Source organism: Streptococcus sp. A34, assembly GCF_043674115.1.
In the GTDB taxonomy this organism is placed as follows: domain Bacteria; phylum Bacillota; class Bacilli; order Lactobacillales; family Streptococcaceae; genus Streptococcus; species Streptococcus suis_V.
Genome location: NZ_JBIMJM010000021.1, coordinates 1 through 13,264, shown reverse-complemented (window position 1 = coordinate 13,264; position 13,264 = coordinate 1). Strand labels below are relative to the sequence as shown.

At 44.6% G+C, this 13,264-nt stretch carries 14 protein-coding genes, 2 tRNA genes, 2 pseudogenes and 1 riboswitch; of the genes and pseudogenes, 3 read left to right on the top strand and 15 right to left on the bottom strand.

The genetic code is table 11. From position 1 onward, the window contains the following. Nucleotides 1–30 precede the first annotated feature (30 nt). Together pepA and ACHBGV_RS06420 are read left to right on the top strand one after the other, a co-directional pair. Entirely contained in the window at nt 31–1,092 is a 1,062-nt protein-coding gene (pepA, locus tag ACHBGV_RS06425) for a glutamyl aminopeptidase (RefSeq protein ID WP_394735916.1), read from the top strand. Nucleotides 1,093–1,101: 9 nt separating this feature from the next. Then, nucleotides 1,102–1,488 carry a DUF6176 family protein gene (locus tag ACHBGV_RS06420; protein ID WP_394735915.1) on the top strand — a complete coding sequence of 129 codons (387 nt, stop codon included), beginning with the start codon at nt 1,102–1,104 and terminating at the stop codon, nt 1,486–1,488. 225 nt (nt 1,489–1,713) lie between these two features. On the opposite strand, the gene ACHBGV_RS06415 is transcribed toward ACHBGV_RS06420, so the two are convergent. From ACHBGV_RS06415 to ACHBGV_RS06355, 13 genes and pseudogenes are all read right to left on the bottom strand, one after another. After that, nucleotides 1,714–2,976, bottom strand: a complete 1,263-nt coding sequence (locus tag ACHBGV_RS06415; RefSeq protein WP_394735914.1) for a bifunctional folylpolyglutamate synthase/dihydrofolate synthase — start codon at nt 2,974–2,976, stop codon at nt 1,714–1,716. A gap of 53 nt (nt 2,977–3,029) precedes the next feature. Continuing rightward, the gene (locus ACHBGV_RS06410; RefSeq protein WP_105110726.1) at nt 3,030–3,581 is read right to left on the bottom strand and encodes a folate family ECF transporter S component; all 552 of its coding nucleotides are present in this window, start codon (nt 3,579–3,581) and stop codon (nt 3,030–3,032) included. 44 nt (nt 3,582–3,625) lie between these two features. Then, nucleotides 3,626–3,770: riboswitch (THF riboswitch) on the bottom strand. A 125-nt stretch (nt 3,771–3,895) separates the two neighbouring features. Then, nucleotides 3,896–5,083, bottom strand: a complete 1,188-nt coding sequence (locus ACHBGV_RS06405; protein ID WP_172068113.1) for an acetate/propionate family kinase — start codon at nt 5,081–5,083, stop codon at nt 3,896–3,898. Between the two features lie 49 nt (nt 5,084–5,132). Continuing rightward, nucleotides 5,133–6,086 carry a class I SAM-dependent methyltransferase gene (locus tag ACHBGV_RS06400; RefSeq protein ID WP_394735913.1) on the bottom strand — a complete coding sequence of 318 codons (954 nt, stop codon included), beginning with the start codon at nt 6,084–6,086 and terminating at the stop codon, nt 5,133–5,135. Nucleotides 6,087–6,136: 50 nt separating this feature from the next. After that, complete coding sequence (gene comGG / locus ACHBGV_RS06395) at nt 6,137–6,739, bottom strand: competence type IV pilus minor pilin ComGG (protein ID WP_105110730.1); 603 nt, start codon at nt 6,737–6,739, stop codon at nt 6,137–6,139. Continuing rightward, nucleotides 6,717–7,175, bottom strand: a complete 459-nt coding sequence (gene comGF / locus ACHBGV_RS06390; protein WP_394735912.1) for a competence type IV pilus minor pilin ComGF — start codon at nt 7,173–7,175, stop codon at nt 6,717–6,719. Before comGF ends, comGG begins: the two co-directional genes overlap by 23 nt. After that, a complete protein-coding gene (comGE, locus tag ACHBGV_RS06385; RefSeq protein ID WP_105122988.1) occupies nt 7,138–7,431 on the bottom strand; it encodes a competence type IV pilus minor pilin ComGE in 294 nt (97 codons plus the stop codon). The genes comGF and comGE overlap by 38 nt, the downstream gene beginning before the upstream one ends. Beyond that, nucleotides 7,403–7,828 (bottom strand): competence type IV pilus minor pilin ComGD, encoded by a 426-nt coding sequence (comGD, locus tag ACHBGV_RS06380; RefSeq protein WP_105110732.1) that lies wholly within the window; start codon nt 7,826–7,828, stop codon nt 7,403–7,405. Before comGD ends, comGE begins: the two co-directional genes overlap by 29 nt. After that, nucleotides 7,791–8,090 carry a competence type IV pilus major pilin ComGC gene (gene comGC / locus ACHBGV_RS06375; protein ID WP_105110733.1) on the bottom strand — a complete coding sequence of 100 codons (300 nt, stop codon included), beginning with the start codon at nt 8,088–8,090 and terminating at the stop codon, nt 7,791–7,793. The genes comGD and comGC overlap by 38 nt, the downstream gene beginning before the upstream one ends. Further along, nucleotides 8,091–9,128 (bottom strand): competence type IV pilus assembly protein ComGB, encoded by a 1,038-nt coding sequence (gene comGB, locus ACHBGV_RS06370; protein ID WP_172023320.1) that lies wholly within the window; start codon nt 9,126–9,128, stop codon nt 8,091–8,093. Continuing rightward, nucleotides 9,040–9,990, bottom strand: a complete 951-nt coding sequence (comGA, locus tag ACHBGV_RS06365) for a competence type IV pilus ATPase ComGA (RefSeq protein ID WP_105110735.1) — start codon at nt 9,988–9,990, stop codon at nt 9,040–9,042. Before comGA ends, comGB begins: the two co-directional genes overlap by 89 nt. Nucleotides 9,991–10,171: 181 nt before the next feature. Beyond that, nucleotides 10,172–10,438: pseudogene (locus tag ACHBGV_RS06360) on the bottom strand (DUF1033 family protein); the annotation flags it as partial. A 130-nt stretch (nt 10,439–10,568) separates the two neighbouring features. Next, on the bottom strand, nt 10,569–11,039 hold the full coding sequence (locus ACHBGV_RS06355; RefSeq protein ID WP_105110737.1) for a transcriptional regulator: 471 nt from the start codon (nt 11,037–11,039) through the stop codon (nt 10,569–10,571). A 478-nt stretch (nt 11,040–11,517) separates the two neighbouring features. Here ACHBGV_RS06355 and ACHBGV_RS06350 point away from each other — a divergent pair. Continuing rightward, a pseudogene (locus ACHBGV_RS06350) lies at nt 11,518–12,735 on the top strand (transposase). Nucleotides 12,736–13,032: 297 nt separating this feature from the next. Here ACHBGV_RS06350 and ACHBGV_RS06345 read toward each other — a convergent pair. Together ACHBGV_RS06345 and ACHBGV_RS06340 are read right to left on the bottom strand one after the other, a co-directional pair. Continuing rightward, nucleotides 13,033–13,104, bottom strand: a tRNA-Glu gene (locus tag ACHBGV_RS06345). Between the two features lie 6 nt (nt 13,105–13,110). Continuing rightward, a tRNA-Asn gene (locus ACHBGV_RS06340) sits at nt 13,111–13,183 on the bottom strand. Nucleotides 13,184–13,264: the final 81 nt, after the last annotated feature.

Here is a 13,264-nt window from a genome sequence, read left to right as displayed (position 1 = left end):
GTAGCAAGTTATCATTGGAGGAAATTTGTTATGACCCTTTTTGACAAGATTAAAGAAGTGACCGAATTGCAGAGCCTGCCTGGTTTTGAGAGTGAAGTGCGCAACCATATCCGCCAGAAAATCACACCTCACGTTGACCGCATTGAAACAGATGGTTTGGGTGGAATTTTTGGGATTAAGGACACGACAGCTGAACAAGCACCGCGAATATTGGTTGCAGGTCACATGGATGAAGTCGGCTTTATGATTAGCCAAATCAAGCCTGACGGCACCTTCCGTGTGGTGGAACTAGGCGGTTGGAACCCACTGGTCGTATCCAGTCAAGCCTTTACCCTGCATTTGCAAGACGGACGTAAAATCCCTGCCATTTCCGGCTCTGTCCCACCTCACCTTTCTCGCGGTGGAAATACTCCGGGTCTACCAGCCATCGGCGATATTATTTTTGATGCTGGTTTTGCTGACTACGACGAGGCTTGGTCTTACGGTGTGCGCCCGGGTGATGTCTTGGTTCCGAAAAACGAGACCATCCTATCAGCCAACGGAAAAAATATTATTTCTAAGGCTTGGGATAACCGCTTCGGCGTCCTTATGGTAACTGAATTACTGGAAAACCTATCCGGTCAAGCATTGCCAAATCAGTTGATTGCTGGGGCCAATGTGCAAGAAGAGGTTGGTCTACGTGGCGCTCATGCCTCTACTACTAAGTTCAATCCTGATATTTTCCTGGCGGTCGACTGTTCACCTGCGGGCGATATTTATGGCGACCAGGGCAAAATCGGTGACGGAACCCTGCTTCGTTTCTACGATCCGGGACACATTCTTCTGCCAAATATGAAGGACTTCTTGTTGACAACCGCTGAAGAGGCTGGCGTTAAGCACCAATACTACTGCGGCAAGGGGGGCACCGATGCTGGCGCTGCTCATCTGAAAAATCAGGGTGTGCCATCTACAACAATCGGCGTCTGCGCCCGCTATATCCACTCCCACCAAACTCTTTACAGCATGGATGATTTCCTAGAGGCCCAAGCCTTCCTACAAGCTCTCGTGAAGAAATTGGACCGCTCGACCGTCGATTTGATCAAGAACTATTAGGAGAAAAATATGAAGCTAAATGTAGAATTATCCCGCTTTCGTGTCAAAGAAGGGAAATCTACCAAGGTTGATGAGTGGATGCAGTTCCTCAATGCCAACATAAAAGAAACCCTCCTTACTCTTGAAGACGAGAAAATGTACGTCGAGACCATCTTCCGCGAAACCATAGACGGTCAAGAATTTCTCTACTGGTATTCTATCCAAGCTGAAGGTGGTATCGCCGTAGAAGATTCCCAGTCTGAAATTGATAAAAAACACTTGGAATATTGGGCAGAATGCATTGACCCAAGCTATGGCATGCAGGACCTGGAACCACAGGTCGTCATGATTCCAGATACCATCTACCAGACCATGGAAGAATTGAACAGGAATTATGAACCGTCAACAGAGCAATAAACTCTATCTTTAAAAGACCTCCGCCATTTCGGCCAAGGTCTTTCTGTTATACTCAGTTAAAATCAATCTAGCAATTCTGAGAGAGGGAGGACTTCCATAGAAAATTTGGGGAAATTTCCAAAGGCAGATAGGCATGCTAATTAGGTTTTAATAAAACTTAACATATATAAATGCTATAGTTGAGAACTCGAACTGATGTCCGCTATTTTTGAATTCTACTGAGTATTAGCTCGATAAAAAATGCTCCACAAGGTACTTCCGAACCTGGGCGATAAAATAAAGCGATCCTGTGATGACGTAGATCTTGTCAGGATTATCCAAATCCGCCTGCGCTAGCCAGTCTTGAAACCGCTCCGCACGCGCATAGCCAACTGGATAGTCAGCCAGTTCTACTGCTCGAACATCATCAAAGCTGGTCACCGTAACTGGACCATATTGACTGAGCGCTTCCAACATCTGATCTACTGGTTTGGTGTTAATAGCCGCAAAGAGAAACGCGATTTTCTTATCTGAGTATTGTTCTCTTAGCAAATCTGTCAAGACAGCGATGCTTTCATTATTGTGGGCACCGTCAATCAACAGATTGGGGAGTATCAGTTCCTGACGGCCTAGCCAGATGGCTTGGGACAAGCCCTGGCGGATGGTTTCATTGGTAATCTTTGGAAAATCAGGGCTGAAAAGCTGAGCTGTTGTCACTGCTAAGGCTGCGTTGACCTCCTGGTGACGCCCCTGCATCTGTAGCCTCAAATCCTCAACTCGACCGAAGGGGCTTGAAACCGCAAAGTCTGCTCTGCTATTTTCCAAAAGAATCTCCCGTCCCACCGCATAGGTCGGACTCTGAAGCTGACGAGCCTGCTCCTCGAAAACTGCCTCCACTTCTGGCAAATCGGTCGCATAGAGGAGGGGAACTCGCTCACGCAAGACGGCGACCTTGTGACGGGCTATGGCAGCGTAGGTCTCTCCCAAAAAAGCCTGATGGTCCAAACCGATGGACGGGCAAACCACTGCCAATGGGGCAAGGACATTGGTCGCATCCTGCAAACCGCCCATGCCTGCCTCCACCAAGAGAATATCAGGACGCTGGTAGTGGGCAAAGTAGACAAACATAGCCACTACTACAATCTCAAACTCCGATATAGCATCCAGTCCAGCCGTCTGGTCCAAGTCCTCAATCAAAGGTTGCAAGTCTGTCACAATCCTCGAAAAATCTTCCTCTGAAATCATCTCTTGCTCAAAGACAATCTGCTCTCGAAAATCAATGATAGACGGTGAAGTAAAGCGACCAACTCTGTAGCCCGAAGACTGCAAGATAGACTGTAAGGCGTTGAGGGTCGAGCCCTTGCCATTTGTACCAACAAAGTGAATAGTCGGAACTTGAAGTTGGGGATTGTCCAAGCGTTCCAAAATCCAGTTGACACGTGCAATCCCGTGTTCCAAATCAGAAGCTGGTCGACTAGATAGCCACTGACGAGTTTCTTGATAATTCATGATTCCCTCTCTATAAAAAACAACAGGGGGATGACCTGTTGCTTGATACTGTTTTATTTAATGCCCAATAACTTGGCCAATTCAGGTATTTTTTGTAAACTTGGCAAGACAAGCATGGTCACGACAATGCGTAATGGAAATTCAAAAACTGCCTTAATCAAGCGACTGCTATACAGAACAATCCAAGGTGTTCCAAAATGGAAATGGAGGGCAATCGGTGTCATGATAAAGGAAATTACAACCTGAATCAAGACAACAACCCCTGCAACATAGAGCCAATCAGCCTTGTTCTTGGTGTCTAGCGGTTTTCGATAGAAGAACCAGCCATAGATAAAAGCCGATACCGCCTCAATCAATATAAAACTAAAAAGCATGCTCTGTCCACTGAACAAGACAAAGACTGGGTCTGAAATCGCCACAAAGATAGCTGCCCAAACAGGACCGGCAATAGCTCCCAAAATAGTATTGGGAATGAAGGTAAACTGGACCTGCAAGGTATCTGAAAGACGAATAGAGAAATAGTTCTCCACAATCATGACCAAGGAAAGGGTCATCGCAATAGCAGTCAACAACTGCACCGTTAGTTTTGGAATTTTCTTTTCCATAAAAAATGCTCCTTTTTCAAAAAATGGAGCTGTCGTGTGTATTCGACAGCGGATGCAATGGTTTACCGCGCTACTCTCAGCCAGGACCAATGTTCCTACTCTAGGAGACATCAGATACAAGCAAAGATCAGCTTCGTTATGTGGCAACATCCCATCCACATACACTTAACGCAAACCATCTACTCTGTGCAAATTTCTTTGCTAGTCTATTGTATCACACACTATATACTTTGACCACTTGCTAAAAACTATACCTTTCTAAAGGTATAAACTATAAGAGAAACTGGCAGTCTCCGACTACCAGTTAGTTTTTCTTATTTCAAGCGTTCTACTTCACGTGTGATAACGAGTTCTTCATCAGTTGGGATAACCAAGACGCGAACTTTTGATTCTGGTGTTGTAATGTCGCCATAGTTGCCAAAAACGTTTTTCGCTGGGTCTAGTTCAATACCAAACCAAGACAGGCCTGCGATAACATCGTTACGCATGAGGGGAGCATTTTCACCCATACCTGCTGTGAAGACAATGGCATCTGCACCATTTAGCACAGCCATGTACTGACCGATGAACTTCTTGATACGGTCAATGAAGACATTGTAAGCAAGGACTGCACCTGGATGTTTTTCCTGCAAACCATTTTCGATATCACGCATATCGCTAGAAATACCGGATAGACCAAGCAGACCAGATTGTTTGTTGAGTACGTTGACAACGTCCGACGCGTCTTTCAACTCATCAACATTCTCAATCAAGTAAGGAATAATCGCTGGGTCAATATCACCTGAACGAGTCCCCATCATAGGACCAGCAAGCGGTGTGAAGCCCATAGAAGTGTCAACAGATTCACCATGGTAGTTGGCTGTGATGGATACCCCGTTTCCGATGTGAGCTGTAATCAATTTCAACTCCTCAATCGGACGTCCCAAAACCTTAGCGGCTTCGTGAGCTACATAGTAGTGACTCGTTCCGTGGGCACCGTATTTACGAACTTTGTTTTCCTTGTAGTATTTCTGAGGAATTGGGTACATATAGGCATGCTCAGGCATAGTCGTATGGAAGGCTGTATCAAAGACTGCCACACTCGTAATATCAGGCAAGATATCCTTGAAGGCACGGATTCCGGCAGCATTGGCTGGGTTATGCAAAGGCGCCAAGCTAGACAGGTCCTCGATTTGTTTCAACACTTGGTCATCAATGAGGGCTGATTCTTTGAAAATTTCACCACCAGCTACTACACGGTGACCAACCCCGGTAATTTCTGAGAAGTCAGCAATGATGTTGTGCTTGAGCAAATCATCCAAAAGGATCTTAACAGCCTGCACATGGTCAGCAATATCCAGAGTTTCACTCTCTTTCTTGCCATCATACTTAACTGTTGAAATAGAGTCCTTGAGACCAATACGTTCGATAATTCCGGCCGCTAATACCGTTTCTTCTGGCATTTGGTACAGTTGCCATTTAAGACTTGAACTACCTGCGTTAATCGCAATTGTTTTTGACATAAGTTTCCCCCTTTAAAGCGTTTTCCTACTTAGTATATCAGATTTTTACCTAAATTGCATTCCCTTGTTTCCAATTTTTGAATTTGACCATAAATTCTTGGATAACATCCTTGTCTTTGAGACTTTGGAGCGGATAAACAAAAGGCATCAGTTGACGAGCCGTCTTTTTCTGTAGAACAAAAATCGACTTAGCCATAGCAGCCTTACCAAAGAGTTCTGGCGGCAGGGCAATCATAGAAACAATATTGGCTTGGTCCTGCAACCAATTTTTCAATAAATCACTTTGCGAACTAGTCAAAAGGTCATTGGGAGCCAAAAGAATGGCAAAACCATCCTTTTCCAGATACTTGAGCGACTGCTCCATCAGCAAATGATGAGCGTAGGTATGCTCGGTCGAACTGGCCACCTGGTAACGACTGGCAATCTGATCATCAGGATAATAACCAATCGGCAAATCTGCGATGATGACCTGGCTTTCCTTGAGAATCTGCGGACGTACCGCATCCCCCTGGGCAAAGGAAATGTCCGCCTGCATGACATCTGCCATACTGGCCGATAAGTCGATCAAGAGATCATCCACTTCAATCCCCAGATAATCCAATTTTTTTGGGCTAGCATTGAGAATAGTCTGCGCCAAATTCCCCGTCCCCGAACCGATTTCCAAGACCGTGATTTCTGGTGTGCTGACCAACTGTTCTACTAAGAAAGACAGGATAAATCCAATCGAGTCTGGTGTAAACTGATGATTGTACTGCATAGGCTCAGTCTGGTTGGCCTTAATCAGTAGGAATTGAAAAGCTCTGCGCCATTCCTCCTTGGTCAATTCTAAGCTCTTCAAAGTCTGATTGTTGGTCACAACAGTTTCCAACTCATGCTGACCAGCCATATAAGCCGCATTTTGCTCAATCATGGCATCGTAAATATTGGTGCCCAGCTGGTTTTGGATGTTCTGTACGTTTTCTAACAGCAGGTCGTAGGCCTGCTCAATATTTTCAAAATTCATGGTTCTATCTTATCAAAATTTGGGCAAATTTGCACTAAAAGAGGAGCCTCTTATGACTCCTCTACCCTCTCTTTTTCCTCCTTCATCATAAATTGATACTGATAGGTCCGACCGCTTGATAACTGGATTGTCACGGTCAGCCTTTCTTTCTTGACCTGGTACTGAGCCTGCCCTTGGACAAAGGACAGCTGACCAGACGTTTCAATTGATTTTGGCTTACTTTCTTTCTTCACCTCTTCTTTTTGACTGGTCTGCGCGGTCTCATTATTTGACCTTTCCATATCTTCTGCAGATACCGATTCTTGCCCACTTTCAGATGGTCTCTCCTTCGTTTGAGAAGTCACACTTTCTTCCGATGTCTCTCCTTTCTTTTCTTCCTGCTCCTTCCTAGCTTGCTCAGCCTTTTCCGCCAAGAATTTTTCTTGACTCTCTTTTGCTGCTTCTTCCTTAGCCAAGCGTGACACTTCCTCAACCACCTGGTCCTTGGTCATCTGGGCTATGAGATAGGCTTGCGTGGATTCTCGACTGGCTCCAATCAACTGACCTTCAGACACTTGCTGATTGAGGTAAAATTGCAGCAAGAGAGTGAAAACTGCCAGCATGAGCAGGGCATAGAGTAGGATACCAGCCTTAACCTTTTTCTTCAAAAGCATAGACGAAACTCCTCTCCTCGCCAGTTTCAAACGTCACATCCAATCGAACAATCTGACCAGATTGACTATAGCTAGCCGCCTTGACACCGTAAAGCATGGGCTGGTAGCCCTGCCCCCGGTCATTGGTCTTACGAAAATCATCTGACCGTGACTTGCCAAAGGCCAGGGCCTGACCATCTTGCCTGATATAAATCCGACCCGCATCAACTCTGTCTACACTGGCCCCCTCCCATTCACTGCGCAGCTGGTCACAGAAGAGTAACCAGTTCTTCTCAACACGCTGGTCCTGGTAGCGAACTTCGTGGACCACCAATTTTGACAAGCCCTCAAAGACCAGCAAACTGCCTGAAACGATGACCAAGGCCACCAGACATTCCAGAAGAGTAAAGGCAGCACACCTAGTTTTTCTCAACACGCGCCACCTCTCTTCCCTCATGATAGACAGCCAAAAGCTTGTCCGACCGCTGGACCGTCACCTTGACACCATTGAGCGACAGATTATCCTGACCCGTCTGCACCGCCATCTTGGCCACATTGAGGACCTCCTGTTGATACAAGCCCTCCGCCTGTTGCCTGCGACTGACCTCCATGGCAGAAAGAAAGAGGCTGGTAATAGTGACTAGAACCGACAAGGCCACCAGCCCCTCCAGCAAGATATAGGCCTTATTTTTCCGATTTCTTATAACGACCACTCCCTATATATAATTGATACGACACCGTCTTGCCCCTCGCCCCAAAGGACAGCTTGGCAAGCGAGGAATTCCCACCTTTTTTATCGAAAACAATAGCCTGCTCAGTCAGTACATCGATACTAGCAGGCACCTGCACGGACTGATGACCGTTGGACAGTTGGCTATCCGTCAGTTGCAAATGGATTTCCTGCTGGCTGTTGACCGCCAGACGCTGGCTATCCTTATAAAGCTCCTCAAACTCCCAGAAGAAAACCGTCTCCTGCACCGACCGAAAAGCCGACTGGACAGAACCCGACAAAGCCAGAGCAAGAAAGCTCACGATAAAAAGAACCAACAGACTTTCTAGCAGAGTAAAGGCTTTATTGGTTATCTGGATTAGAGGCTTTGGCTTTCTCATATTCTTCTGCCTGTTTTTTGTCAATGTAGCCAGCAGATTGCAAATCGGCTACTGTTGCTTTCTTGTCATGTTCCAATTCATAGAGCTCTATCTGACTCTCTACTACTTTGACAACTGCCTGATCTCCTTTTTTCCGTACCGCCTCTTTCTGCTTGCTCAAATTAGGCACAAACAAGAGTAAAAGCACACTAATAATTCCAAGGACGACTAACATTTCCACCAGAGTGAAACCTTTTTTCTTCATTTTTAGTAATTTCTTCATTTACATCTCCATATTTTGATAAATTGGCAGCAACATGGCTGCGTAGATAAGAACAACAACGAGAGCGACAAAGAGAAAGACCAGCGGTTGAATGAGCTGCATGGCACGATTAACGCGAGAGAAGAATTCCTCCCAGCACTCATTGGCATAGACGGCAAGCTCGCTACCCAACTTGGACTTGACTTGCCCGTACTCCACAATCAAACTCAGTTCCCTCTTGAAAAATGGATAGGAACGGATATGCTGGTCAAAGCTCTGCCCATTGCCCAAAGCCTCCTCCATATCTCGCCCAATCTCGACAAAGAGCTGGGACTGCTGCTCCTGCATCAGCCGCACCACCTGCTGCATATCCAGTCCTTGCCCGATGAGGCTACCCCACTCCCGCGCGTAGTAGGCGGTCAGGTAGGTTTGGATGAGTTTTCCGAAAAATGGCAGAGCGGATAGACGACTAAAGACAGTGATTTTAGCCGTCCTGCGGTACCAGATGTAGCCTGCTAAAGTGCAGAGCAAGATGGTTAAAACCAACCCGAGAAAGATGGTCGGCAAATGGTTGATGAGCATGGTCGCGGCATTGCCCTCCTCCAACTGTGGCAGGAGATAGTTTTTCAGACCCAGCATAATCAACACCAAAAATCCTAATAGAATAACGGGATAGGTCGCCACCTCAATCAATTTTTTCCGTACTTTGGATAAGTTGCTCAGATAGGTCTCGATGTGTTGCAGACTGAGACTGGTATTGCCATGAATTTCTGCCAATGACACCTGAGTGACAACTGTGTCGGAAAAGGCCAAATCAGCTAAAAGGCTCGAAAAAGGCTTCCCCGCTACCAGACCGTCTGATAGGATTTGCGTATATTGGTCTGCCAAGAGCTGACTGCGCCTGAGAAAATCAACAATCTCTCCCAAGTGAAAGCCACTGGCAAAGAGATTGTTAAAAAGCTCGATGACTTTACGCTGACGCTCCAAGGATAATTTTTTCGGCCTCCGCCTGCCGAGGACTGATATGTCCTGCTGCAAGAAGGCTATCAATCTGTGCATTCCACTTGTCTGCGGAATGGTTTTGGAAATCTTCTCTGGCAAAATCAACAACACCTCCTCCCCCTATCAAGCGCTGGTAGGCAATGCCTTGTAGGGCATTATTGAGCTCTTCTGGACTAACACCCAATTCCAACATCCGAGCATAGACACCCGAAATGGACTTGGCATGCACCGTCGAAAAGACTGTCGCTCCGGTCAAACTAGCCCTAATAACTGATCGAGCTGTCTCTGCATCACGGATTTCCCCGATGATGAGCAGGTCAGGACGATGGCGCAGGGACAGTTTGATGAGATTGTCATAAGTCGCGCCAATAGTTTCATTGAGCTGAAGTTGCAACATATCGTCCTGCTTGATTTCCACCGGATCTTCGATGGTCAGAATTTGCTTGTCTGGGAATTTCATCCTGGCTAAATGGTACATAAGCGTGGTCTTGCCAGAGCCGACTGGACCCGAAAAAAGGTAGAGTCCCCGACCTTTGATTTCCTTGGCAATTTCCTCTACGGCCTGAAACCAGAATTTCAACTCCTTGTCATTATCATAGAGCAGACGAATGACCAAACTTTCCTTGCCACGATAATCCCCGACCGTTGACAGGCGCAGAGAAATCTCGCCCTTGCCATAATCATAATCGCAGGACCCCTGCTGACTACGGCGCTTCTCACCGACATTGAGACCAGCTAGAAACTTGAAATGCCCAATCAGAGCATCTACTTCCGTTTCCTCCAGCTCTCGGACAAATTCCCGTTCGTCCATGATACGATGATAGAGCTGATAGGTCTCACCTTTGGGAACCAGATAAATGTCACTGACTCGACCGGTTACCGCCTCCTCTATCATTTGTTTTGCTTTTTCTTGAATCATAAATCCTCCTCACCTATTAGTTCGGAAAAATGATGATTTTTGCAAAAATTTTTTAAAAAAAAATAAGAAGGACTGAACCATCAATCCTTCTCTCTTAATAATTTACGCAATTCCCTTTCTTGAGTTTGCACGGCCTTACTCTCGGTACAAGGTCCTTCTTCTTGGAATCTTCCTTAGCTTCTAGCAATAGCAAAGAATGGTAACGTTGCAAATACTCATCACATTCCTCGCACCAATACTGATCCGCTTCATCCCAAAAGGCTGTCATCATCCCACCCTTCGATTCTTTCTTAGGAAAGCGACTAGCCAAATCTGTCCACTCTTTCTGAAAGGCAAGAACAGCATCCTCATAATTTTCAAAAACTAACTTGTCAGTGATGTCTTCTTCCCAACCTTCAATAAACCACCAGGGTTCAAAATCTCCATACATTTTAATGACTTGATACATAACTATACACTCTACTTTCTCTGTTCCAACAATTATACCGAAAATAATAAGAATTTTGAAAATATATGCTTAGAAAATACAAATTCAATAAATAAAGTGCCGTTATAGGTAGTACCAACAATTCTTTCTTCTACTTAAAATCTCGCAGGTAGTCTTGCAGTTCACGTATCATATTCCTCCGCCCATGGAAACTCTGACCTGTGATTAGCTTCTCGTATTTTTCTAACTGTTCCGTTGACAGCTGACTTCTATAAGTCCGCAACATATCTCGCAAAACAATAAAATCGTCATTTAACAATCCCGGCGACTTTACTAGATGCGACAAATCATGAATATCTTCATGGGGCATACGGTCAAACTTCCGCTTATGGCTTTCTTGCCTGCGCACAACATCCCGAACACGATTTCGGAACTGAACCTTAAAGTAACTGCAGAGCTTATCCTTATCTTCCTCCAATTCTGGAAAACTGCATAGTAATTTGTACAGAACCAACATCCCCTCCTGGTCCCAATCCTCACGTTCCCATAACTTCACGTAGAAATCCTTACGCGCGCGATGAACAATTCCCTGAACTTCAAAATAAATCTTTTCAAATTGCATAAAACTATGCCTCCTTTAATTGATAGACCTAGTTTATCTAATTTTGAAAAAAACAAACAGGACATTTTTGTCAGTATAAAATAATAGTAACTAAATCTCAGTGAAAACAATATACCTGAGGTGGTGCACAAGAGCATTCAAACGCGCAGTCTAACCTGCCCTTTGAAGCGATTTAAGACGCACATCCTAACAATCAGACATTTTACAATAGCATTAAATCAATTCCTGTCCTATTTAAATACAATACTTGGGATCTGTAATAACCTTATCTATATCATCAAGCGAAATGCCTTTAGTCCCCAGCAATAGAACAAATTATACACTTCGAAAATCGGTTTAACTTGCAATGATAATGGGCTCTATAATTTCTGTAGTGGGTAAACCCGCCAAGGAGATTATGGAGCCTTTTTGAGTGTAGAAAAAAAGTCCCATATGACCTATAATGAAAAGAGACCAAACTCACATTAGAAAGACTCATATGGAACAGCTAAATTTTATCACAAATTTTCTCAGAGTAAAAGACCAAAATATCCTTATCACTGATGAGTATGATAGGGGAACTCACTTTGAACTCCACGGTCACTTGGATTATACAGCCACTAAATGCCCTTCCTGCAAGGGACAAATGGCAAAATATGACTTCCAGAAAGCCTCCAAAATCCCCTATCTAGAAACTGCTGGTTATCCACTCCTTATCCGCCTTAAAAAGCGTCGGTTCAAGTGTAAAGATTGCGGAAAATGGCTGTCGCTGAAACTCCTCTTGTCAAGAAGAACCACCAAATCTCTGTCGCTGTTAACCAGAAAATCGCTCAACTTCTCATTGAAAAACAGTCTATGACCGACATCGCTAAGCGCCTTGCCGTCTCTACCTCGACCGTCATTCGCAAGCTAAATGAGTTCCAATTTAAAACCGACTGGAATTGGTTGCCTGAGAATATGAGCTGGGACGAGTACCCCTTCAAGAAGGGGAAGATGAGCTTTATCGCTCAAGATTTCGACTCGCTAAAAGTCATCACTATGGACATGTTTAGCCCATACTACCAATTGGCTAAACCCTTCGCTTTCTAATTTCCAAGCTCAGGCTGAAATAGTCTCCCAGACTATTTCACTCCCGCATGCCAAAATCGTCCTTGATCGTTTTCACATTGTGCAGCACCTTAGTCGAGCTATGAACCGTGTCCGTATTCAAATTATGAATCAATTCGACAGAAAATCGCAGGAATACCGAGCCTTGAAACGCTACTGGAAATTGATACAACAAGATAGCCGCAAACTCAGCGATAAACGATTTTATCGCCCTATGTTTCGCATGCACTTGACTAACAAGGAAATACTTGAAAAACTCCTGTCTTTTTCAGAGGTACTACGACAACACTATGAACTCTATCAATTGCTCTTATTCCATTTCCAAGAGAAGAACTCAGACCATTTCTTTGACCTCATCGAACAGGAAATAGTCACTGTTAAACCTATTTTCCAGACGGTATTTAAGACATTTCTAAAGGATAAAGACAAGGTTTTAAACGCCATGGAATTGCCTTATTCCAACGCCAAACTGGAAGCTACTAACAATCTCATCAAAGTCATTAAGAGAAATGCCTTTGGTTTCAGGAACTTTGAAAACTTTAAAAAACGGATTTTGATTGCTTTGAACATAAAGAAAGAGAGAACGAAGTTCGTCCTCTCTAGGTGTTAGCTTTTCATCTACCCACTACAGTTGACAAAGAGCCTGATAATGAGTATAGCATACAATAAAAAATGCATGCACCTATTATCTGGATACATGCATTTTTCAAAATGTTGTCACATAACGGTTTCTTTGCTCAAGTAGAGACTCTATTTTCCTTTATATATTTCCAATGGCAGACTGATTCCCATAAAATATAAAAGAGGAAAATAAGATGAAGCTGAACAGTAACTGCCCAATAAGAAAAGAATTTTGATGGCAATAAATATCAAAAAAGAGAAGACCAAACAGATCTTCTCAAAAATATAGTCCGTACGGGATTCGAACCCGTGTTACCGCCGTGAAAAGGCGGTGTCTTAACCCCTTGACCAACGGACCATATAACTCCGCCAACAGGGCTCGAACCTGTGACATCATGATTAACAGTCATGCGCTCTACCAACTGAGCTATGGCGGAATTTCGCTAAGCGACTACCGTATCTAACAGGGGGCAACCCCCAACTACTTCAGGCGTTCTAGGGCTTAACTGCTGTGTTCG

What these genes read in the sequence shown, in the direction of transcription:
- ACHBGV_RS06415 (WP_394735914.1), bottom strand. Translation starts at nt 2,976, where the DNA reads ATGAATTATCAAGAAACTCGTCAGTGGCTATCTAGTCGACCAGCTTCT.
- ACHBGV_RS06405 (WP_172068113.1), bottom strand. Translation starts at nt 5,083, where the DNA reads ATGTCAAAAACAATTGCGATTAACGCAGGTAGTTCAAGTCTTAAATGG.
- comGG (WP_105110730.1), bottom strand. Translation starts at nt 6,739, where the DNA reads ATGCTTTTGAAGAAAAAGGTTAAGGCTGGTATCCTACTCTATGCCCTG.
- comGB (WP_172023320.1), bottom strand. Translation starts at nt 9,128, where the DNA reads ATGCACAGATTGATAGCCTTCTTGCAGCAGGACATATCAGTCCTCGGC.
- comGC (WP_105110733.1), bottom strand. Translation starts at nt 8,090, where the DNA reads ATGAAGAAATTACTAAAAATGAAGAAAAAAGGTTTCACTCTGGTGGAA.
- ACHBGV_RS06355 (WP_105110737.1), bottom strand. Translation starts at nt 11,039, where the DNA reads ATGCAATTTGAAAAGATTTATTTTGAAGTTCAGGGAATTGTTCATCGC.
- ACHBGV_RS06410 (WP_105110726.1), bottom strand. Translation starts at nt 3,581, where the DNA reads ATGGAAAAGAAAATTCCAAAACTAACGGTGCAGTTGTTGACTGCTATT.
- ACHBGV_RS06420 (WP_394735915.1), top strand. Translation starts at nt 1,102, where the DNA reads ATGAAGCTAAATGTAGAATTATCCCGCTTTCGTGTCAAAGAAGGGAAA.
- comGD (WP_105110732.1), bottom strand. Translation starts at nt 7,828, where the DNA reads ATGAGAAAGCCAAAGCCTCTAATCCAGATAACCAATAAAGCCTTTACT.
- pepA (WP_394735916.1), top strand. Translation starts at nt 31, where the DNA reads ATGACCCTTTTTGACAAGATTAAAGAAGTGACCGAATTGCAGAGCCTG.
- comGA (WP_105110735.1), bottom strand. Translation starts at nt 9,990, where the DNA reads ATGATTCAAGAAAAAGCAAAACAAATGATAGAGGAGGCGGTAACCGGT.
- comGF (WP_394735912.1), bottom strand. Translation starts at nt 7,175, where the DNA reads ATGAGGGAAGAGAGGTGGCGCGTGTTGAGAAAAACTAGGTGTGCTGCC.
- ACHBGV_RS06400 (WP_394735913.1), bottom strand. Translation starts at nt 6,086, where the DNA reads ATGAATTTTGAAAATATTGAGCAGGCCTACGACCTGCTGTTAGAAAAC.